Consider the following 7,557-nt stretch of genomic DNA (forward strand, 5'->3'; position numbering starts at 1 on the left):
GCCAGCGCGATAGGGCAGGATCGAAGGATCATGGCAACTCTGAGCGCCCTCCCGTCCGTCACCGATCCCGACGCCCTGTTCGCGGCATTCGAAGAGTGGGCGACGGACCAGGGCCTCTCGCTGTACCCCGCCCAGGAGGAGGCGCTCATCGAGATCGTCTCGGGGGCGAACCTGATCCTGAGCACGCCGACCGGAACCGGGAAGTCCCTCGTCGCGGTCGGAGCGCACTTCGCCGCGCTCTCCGCGGGCAAGCGCAGTTTCTACACCGCGCCGATCAAGGCGCTCGTGAGCGAGAAGTTCTTCTCCCTCGTCGAGATCTTCGGCGCGGAGAACGTCGGGATGATGACGGGGGACTCCTCGGTCAACTCGGACGCCCCGATCATCTGCTGCACGGCCGAGATCCTCGCGAACCTCGCCCTCCGCAGCGGCGAGGACACCCAGGTCGACCAGGTCGTCATGGACGAATTCCACTTCTACGGCGACCCCGACCGCGGCTGGGCCTGGCAGGTGCCGCTTCTCCTGCTGCCCCGGGTGCAGTTCATCCTGATGAGCGCGACCCTCGGGGACGTGACCGAGATCGCCGACGACCTCGCCCGCCGCACCAGCCGGCCGGTCGCGGTCGTCACGGGCGTCGAACGCCCGGTCCCGCTCAACTACTACTACGAGACCACGCCGGTGCACGAGACCGTCGAGGACCTGCTCAAGACCGGCCAGGCGCCCGTCTACATCGTGCATTTCTCCCAGGCCGCCGCCCTCGAACGCGCGCAGGCGCTCTCGAGCGTCAAGGTCGCCACCAAGGAGCAGAAGGAAGCGATCGCCGAACTGATCGGCGAGTTCCGCTTCACGACGAGCTTCGGCAAGACCCTCTCGCGGCTGATCCGGATGGGCATCGGCGTGCACCACGCCGGCATGCTGCCGAAGTACCGCCGACTCGTCGAGCAGCTCGCCCAGCGCGGCCTGCTCCGGGTGATCTGCGGCACCGACACCCTCGGAGTCGGCATCAACGTGCCGATCCGCACGGTGCTCTTCACCGCCCTGACCAAGTACGACGGCGTCAAGATGCGCCAGCTCAACGCCCGCGAGTTCCACCAGATCGCCGGGCGCGCCGGCCGGGCCGGGTACGACACCGCGGGAACCGTCGTGATCCAGGCCCCCGACCACGAGACCGAGAACCTCAAGGCGATCGAGAAGGCCGGGGACGACCCCAAGAAGAAGCGCAAGATCATCCGCAAGAAGGCGCCGGAGGGCTTCGTGTCCTGGGGCGAGCCGTCGTTCCAGCGCCTCGTCAGCGCCGAGCCGGAGACACTGCACTCGAGCATGCAGATGACCGCCGCGATGCTGATCAACGTGATCGGCCGCGGCGGCGACGCCTTCGCGCACGTCTACGAGCTCGTGTTCGACAACCACGAGCCGTGGAAGCGCCAGCTCGCGCACGCCCGCCGTGCCCTCGGCATCTACAAGACGCTGCGCGCGGCCGGGATCGTCGAGCAGAGCGCGAGCGGGGACATCCGCCTGACCGTCGACCTGCAGCCGAACTTCGCTCTCAACCAGCCGCTCTCGCCGTTCGCGCTCGCCGCGTTCGACCTGCTCGACCCGGAGTCGCCGACCTACGCGCTCGACATGATGTCGATCGTCGAGGCGACCCTCGACGACCCGCGTCCGGTGCTGATGGGCCAGCAGTTCGCGGCCCGCGGCGAAGCTGTCAACGCGATGAAGCGCGAGGGCATCGAATACGACGAGCGGATGGCGCTGCTCGAGGAGATCACCTGGCCGAAGCCCCTCGAGGAGCTGCTGACCTACACCTTCACGACCTACAAGGAGTCGCAGCCCTGGATCGCGGACTTCGAGCTCAGCCCCAAGACGGTCGTGCGCGACATGTACGAACGTGCGATGTCGTTCGGTGAGTTCATCGCGTTCTACAAGCTCGCTCGCTCAGAGGGCGTCGTGCTGCGCTACCTGTCCGACGCCTACCGGGCCGCCCGGCAGACCATCCCGGACGAGGCCAAGACAGAGGACCTGCTCGACCTGATCGAGTGGCTCGGCGAACTCGTGCGCCAGGTCGACTCGAGCCTCCTCGACGAGTGGGAGGAGCTCATCCACCCCGACCTCGAAGCGCACGAGCAGGGCGCCGTGTCCGTGCTGCCGCCGCCCCCGCGTCGGCTCACCACGAACGTGCGCGCCTTCCGGATCCTCGTGCGCAACGAGCTGTTCCGGCGCGTTCAGCTCGCGGCGCTCGAGAACTACGACGCGCTCGGCGAGCTCGACCGCGAGCACGGCTTCACGGCGGATGCCTGGGGAGACGCCATGGACGGATACTTCGCCGAACACGACGAGGTCCTCACCGACGCCAACGCGCGCGGGTCCGGCATGCTGATCCTCGACGAGGGCGCAACGGAGTGGACCGTGCGGCAGATCCTCGACGACCCGGAGGGCGATCACGACTGGGGGATCAGCGCGACGATCGACCTCGCCGAATCGGACGACCTCGGCGCCGCGCACGTCCGGGTCACGGCGGTCAATCGGCTCTAAGGTCGGCCCGTGCCTGGTGTAGACCTTACCTGGTGCAGACCGTACCTGGTGCTTGGAGCGCGGTGGCGGCGGGCGGCGGGTGCCCCGCGGAGTAGCGTGGAAGCATGAGTGCAGCCGACAACATCGCCCGTCCGATCCGATCCGCCGTGATCGGCTTCGGCCTCTCCGGGAGGGTGTTCCACAGCCCGTTCCTCGCCGCGAACCCAGAATTCTCCCTCGACGCGATCGTCACGGGCGACCCCGTGCGGCGCCAGCAGGCGGCAGAGACCTATCCGGGTGTGCGCCTTATGCACACCGTCGACGAGCTCCTCGCCGCAGCGGACGACCTCGACCTCGTCGTGATCGGCTCCCCGCCGGGCAGCCACGTCGCACTCGCCCATGCCGCGCTCGACGCGGGCCTCGCCGTCGTCATCGACAAGCCGTTCGCTCCCACGAGCATCGCAGGCCAGGGGCTCATCGAGAAGGCCAAACGCCTCGGCCTGCTGCTCACCGTGTTCCAGAACCGGCGCTGGGACGGTGACTTCCTGACCCTGAAGGCGCTCATCGATGAGGGCGCCCTCGGCGAGGTGCGGCACTTCGAGTCGCGGTTCGAGTTCTGGCGCCCGACACCGTCGGCCAAGGCCTGGAAGGCGAGCGCCGGCATCCGTGAGGGCGGCGGGATTCTCTTCGACCTCGGCGCGCACCTGATCGACCAGGCCCTGCAGCTCTTCGGGCCGGTCGATGACATCTACGCAGAGATCGCGACCCGCGTGCCCGGCGGGAACGCCGACGACGACACCTTCGTGTCGCTGCACCACGGTTCCGGGGTGCGATCGCACCTGTGGATGAACGGGACCGCCGCCCAGGTCGGGCCGCGTTTCCACGTGCTCGGCTCTGAATCGGGGTACACGAAGTGGGGCCTCGACGGCCAGGAGGCCACCCTTGCCGCCGGTGCTCTTCCGACGGATGCCGGTTTCGGTATCGAGCACGAGTCGGCCTGGGGCATGCTCGGGCTCGACGGCGCCCAGCACGCGGTGCCCACCGAACCCGGCGACTACGCGGCCTTCTACCGGGGACTCGCCGACGCGCTGCTGCGCGGTGCGCCCGCTCCCGTCGACCCGGAGGACTCGCTGCGCGTGGTCGGGATCATCGAGCGGATCTTCCGCCAGACCCGTTAGCGGCATCCGCTCGCCGGGCGGTCGAACGTCGACGTCGAGCGCTGGTGTTGCGCCGCTCCGCGCGTGGTCGACCACGCGCGCACCGGCGGAACACCCGCGCTCGGTGCGGTGGATGCCCGCTTAAAGCAAGCGACCGGCCCCGGCCGGACCGGGCAACCGTGTGCTCGCCCGCGCATCACGTTCTTCCGGTCCGACCGATGCCGGTCGGCTTCAGCGCCCCAACACGTTGGGACTGGTTGTACTCTCGTTCACCGAGATGAACGAGCAGTGTGGATTGACTGAACGAGAGGTGCCGTTTCCCGGCCTCCCGGCGACCGGGTATCGGCGCCGGTTCCACCCTGCCGGACGAAGCTGCCGGGCAGGCGCGTGCGGGCTGTGGAGCGATCCGCGGGGAATCTGATGCGCGTGCGCCGGGAATGGCGTGTGACTAGCGCTTCGTTGTCCAGTCGAGGTTGATGACGTCGTTGATGTAGATGTCCTCGCCGAGGCCGGGCACCGACGGATTCATCCGGAGGAGCTGTTGCACGGGCACGTCGAAGCGCTGCGCGATCGCGAAGAAGTCGTCGCCTTCGACGACCGTGTAGGTCTGGAGTGCGCCGGCGCCGTTTGACGCGGCGGATCCCTCGGCGCCCGCTGTCGCTCCCAGATCGGTCGCAGGCCCCTCCGGAATCGGCGCGACGGGGATTGCAGCGGCGTTCGGGGTTGTCGTGGGTGCCGATCCCTTCGGCGGGTTGGGGATGAGCGGCACCTCCACGGGCGTCGGGGTGGGCGTCGGCGTGGGAGTCGGTGTCTGGGTGACGACGACGGTGGCCGTGACGACCGCAGGCGCCGGAGCCGCCGCGCACCCGGAAAGGCCGAGAACGAGGATCCCGGAGACCAGGATCGCGGTGGATGGGCCCGCGGCCCGGAATGAGTGCTGGGACGACCGAATACGCATGAGACCCCCGGAATGCCGTGAACGTGATGAATGCGGCGCGACAGGGGAACGAAAGGGCTGCGCCCGACATCCGTATCGCGTGTGCCTGCCCAGTTTAGGCTGGTCGGGTCAACATTCGATCACGTTGACGGCGAGACCGCCCTCGCTCGTTTCCTTGTACTTCGTCATCATGTCGAGGCCGGTCTGGCGCATGGTCTCGATGACGGTGTCGAGGGAGACGAGGTGGGTGCCGTCGCCGTGCAGGGCGAGGCGGGCAGCGGAGACCGCCGTCGACGACGCGATCGCGTTGCGCTCGATGCACGGCACCTGCACGAGGCCTCCGACGGGGTCGCAGGTGAGACCGAGGTGGTGCTCCATCGCGATCTCGGCGGCGTTCTCGACCTGGCGCGGGGTGCCGCCGAGCACCGCGCAGAGCGCGCCGGAGGCCATCGCGCACGCTGATCCGACCTCGGCCTGGCAGCCGCCTTCCGCGCCGGATATGGAGGCGTTGGCCTTCACGAGGGATCCGATCGCGGCCGCCGTGAGCAGGTAGCGGCGGATGCCCTCGGCGTTCGCCCCAGGGACGAACCGCAGGTAGTAGTGCCCGACGGCCGGGATGATTCCCGCCGCACCGTTGGTCGGTGCCGTGACGACGCGGCCTCCGGAGGCGTTCTCCTCGTTGACCGCGAGGGCGAAGGCGTGCAGCCACTCGGTCGAGGTGTCTCGCTCGCGCAGGGGCAGCAGCTCATATTCCTCGAGCTGCATGCGAATGGCGGCGGCACGGCGCTTGACCTTGAGGCCCCCGGGAAGGGTGCCGGCCGTGGCCAATCCGGCCTCGACGCAGACGTGCATCGCGTCCCAGATCGCGTCGAGCCCGGCGTCGAGGGCTTCGGCCCCGTGGATGGACTCCTCGTTCTCGCGGGCGATCGCGGCGATGTCGACCCCGCGGGCATCGCAGAGTGCGAGCAGCTCGGCGCTCGAGTCGTAGTCCATCGGCCGGGGAGAGGTCGTCGGCGGAACCATGGGGTCGCCCTCGCGCCGGATGAAGCCGCCTCCGATCGAGTACCAGGTCTCCTCGAACAGGGGGAGGGCATCCGTCGCCGACCACGCTTGCAGGGTGAGCGCGTTGGGGTGGCCGGGCAGCCTGGTGCGCGCTTCGAAGCGGATGTCGCCGCGCTCGACCGCTATCGTGTGGCGGCCGTCGAGGAGCAGCGTTGCGCCCTCGTCCAGGTCGGCCCACGATCCGTGGACGGCGGCAGGGTCGCAGGTCTCCGGGTGCAAGCCGGTGAGACCGGCGAGGACGGCGTCGGGAGTGCCGTGGCCGAGGCCCGTCGAGCCGAGCGAACCGTAGAGCGAGCAGCTCACCCGGGTGACCTCGCCGAGCCGGCCGCTTTCGGTGAGGTGGGCGGCGAAGGCGCGGGCGGCCCGCATCGGGCCGACCGTGTGGGAGCTGGAGGGGCCGATCCCGATGGAGAACAGATCGAGGGCCGAGACATACGCGGACATCCGTCCATCGTATGCGCGTCGGCCGCCCGCGTCCGGGGGCGCGCGGTCGCCCTGTCCGGGTGTCGGCTCGCCCGGCCGGTGCTGAGGTGTCGCAGATCGACGTTCCCTGGGCCGGGGAACGTCGATCTGCGACACCTCAGCCGGTCTGTGACGCCGAGCGACTCGCGGGCTGGGCCGGTGCCCGCGCAGGCTGGCAGGATGGGCGCATGAGCCTCGGATCAGTTGTGCACACCGCCCCCGTCGAGCGCGTCGACACCGTCGTCATCGGCGGCGGGGCCATGGGGTCGGCGACGGCGTGGCTGCTCGCGCGGCGCGGACACCCCGTGCTCCTCCTCGAGCGCTTCGAGCCGGGCCACAAGAACGGCGCCTCGCACGGCGCATCGCGCAACTTCAACACCGCGTACGCCGATCCCACCTACGTCGGCATGCTCGCGGAGGCCGTGCCGCTCTGGCACGAGCTCGAGGCCGAGTCGGGGGCCGCGGTCTTCGACCAGGTCGGCGTGGTCAACCATGGGCCGAACCCGGCGTTCGACGCCGTCGCGGATGCGCTCCGCTCAGCGGGGCTCGGAGCCGAGTTCCTCACTCCGGAGGCGGCGGGGGAGCGTTGGCCGGGCATCCGCTTCGACGGCCGGGTGCTGCACAACCCCGACGCCGGGCGCATCAACGCGGATGCTGCGGTGGCGGCACTGCAGGCGGCCGCGGCCGCAGCAGGGGCCGAGGTTCGGAACGGTGTGCGGGTGCTGCGGGTCGACGTGCTCGGGGACGACCGGGTGCGCGTGACGACGGAGACCGGCGTCATCGAAGCGCGACACGTCGTCGTCACGGTCGGCGCGTGGACCTCCGGCCTGCTCACCGGGGTGCTCGCGGTGCCGCGGCTTCGGGTGACTCAGGAGCAGCCGGCGCACTTCGCCCAGCGCGACGCGGCGGCCCAGGACTGGCCCGGCTTCAACCACGCCCGCGACACCACGGACCCGCGGTACGGCTACTGGTACTCCCCGGTCTACGGCATGCGCACCCCGGGAGAGGGGATCAAGGCCGGCTGGCACGGTGTCGGTCCGGTCACCGATCCGGACCGACGCAGCTTCCTGCCCGAGCCCGTGCAGCTCGCGGCCCTGCAGCGCTACGTGCGCGAGTGGTTGCCGGGTGCCGACGCCGACGTCCTCGAGCCGGTCAGCTGCACATACACGACCACGGCAGACGAGGACTTCGTGCTCGACAGGGTCGGACCGGTCACGGTCGGCGCCGGCTTCAGCGGGCACGGGTTCAAGTTCACGCCGACGGTCGGGCGGATCCTCGCGGACCTGGCCACGGATGCTGCAGCCGCGCCGCCCCGCTTCGCCCTGTCCCGAACGCCCAACGCTGGCCCCGGCGGCTGGCTCGCCCGCGGCTGATCCGCGCGGCGCCACGCGCGCCCCTGCCCGACCAGCCCGCGCGGCACCCGCGCTCGCG

The 7,557-nt window shown here is 70.2% G+C and carries 5 protein-coding genes; 3 read left to right on the plus strand and 2 right to left on the minus strand.

All coding sequences use genetic code 11. The features are described 5' to 3' along the window. Window positions 1-30: 30 nt before the first annotated feature. Window positions 31-2,529 carry a DEAD/DEAH box helicase gene (locus E3O46_RS14980; RefSeq protein WP_134561995.1) on the plus strand — a complete coding sequence of 833 codons (2,499 nt, stop codon included), beginning with the start codon at window positions 31-33 and terminating at the stop codon, window positions 2,527-2,529. 104 nt (window positions 2,530-2,633) lie between these two features. Then, a complete protein-coding gene (locus E3O46_RS14985) occupies window positions 2,634-3,686 on the plus strand; it encodes a Gfo/Idh/MocA family protein (protein ID WP_134561996.1) in 1,053 nt (350 codons plus the stop codon). 427 nt (window positions 3,687-4,113) lie between these two features. On the opposite strand, the gene E3O46_RS14990 is transcribed toward E3O46_RS14985, so the two are convergent. Both E3O46_RS14990 and E3O46_RS14995 read right to left on the minus strand, forming a co-directional pair. After that, the gene (locus E3O46_RS14990; RefSeq protein WP_134561997.1) at window positions 4,114-4,623 is read right to left on the minus strand and encodes a LysM peptidoglycan-binding domain-containing protein; all 510 of its coding nucleotides are present in this window, start codon (window positions 4,621-4,623) and stop codon (window positions 4,114-4,116) included. A gap of 108 nt (window positions 4,624-4,731) precedes the next feature. Further along, entirely contained in the window at window positions 4,732-6,108 is a 1,377-nt protein-coding gene (locus E3O46_RS14995) for an L-serine ammonia-lyase (RefSeq protein WP_134448195.1), read from the minus strand. 206 nt (window positions 6,109-6,314) lie between these two features. Here E3O46_RS14995 and E3O46_RS15000 point away from each other — a divergent pair, with 206 nt between their 5' ends. Next, window positions 6,315-7,499, plus strand: a complete 1,185-nt coding sequence (locus E3O46_RS15000) for an FAD-dependent oxidoreductase (RefSeq protein ID WP_134561998.1) — start codon at window positions 6,315-6,317, stop codon at window positions 7,497-7,499. Window positions 7,500-7,557: the final 58 nt, after the last annotated feature.

The sequence above is a fragment of the Cryobacterium glucosi genome, assembly GCF_004402235.1.
Classification (GTDB): Bacteria; Actinomycetota; Actinomycetes; order Actinomycetales; family Microbacteriaceae; genus Cryobacterium; species Cryobacterium glucosi.

Coding starts and splice junctions, on each gene's coding strand:
- E3O46_RS14985 (WP_134561996.1), top strand. CDS start 2,634: ATGAGTGCAGCCGACAACATCGCCCGTCCGATCCGATCCGCCGTGATC.
- E3O46_RS14995 (WP_134448195.1), bottom strand. CDS start 6,108: ATGTCCGCGTATGTCTCGGCCCTCGATCTGTTCTCCATCGGGATCGGC.
- E3O46_RS15000 (WP_134561998.1), top strand. CDS start 6,315: ATGAGCCTCGGATCAGTTGTGCACACCGCCCCCGTCGAGCGCGTCGAC.
- E3O46_RS14980 (WP_134561995.1), top strand. CDS start 31: ATGGCAACTCTGAGCGCCCTCCCGTCCGTCACCGATCCCGACGCCCTG.
- E3O46_RS14990 (WP_134561997.1), bottom strand. CDS start 4,623: ATGCGTATTCGGTCGTCCCAGCACTCATTCCGGGCCGCGGGCCCATCC.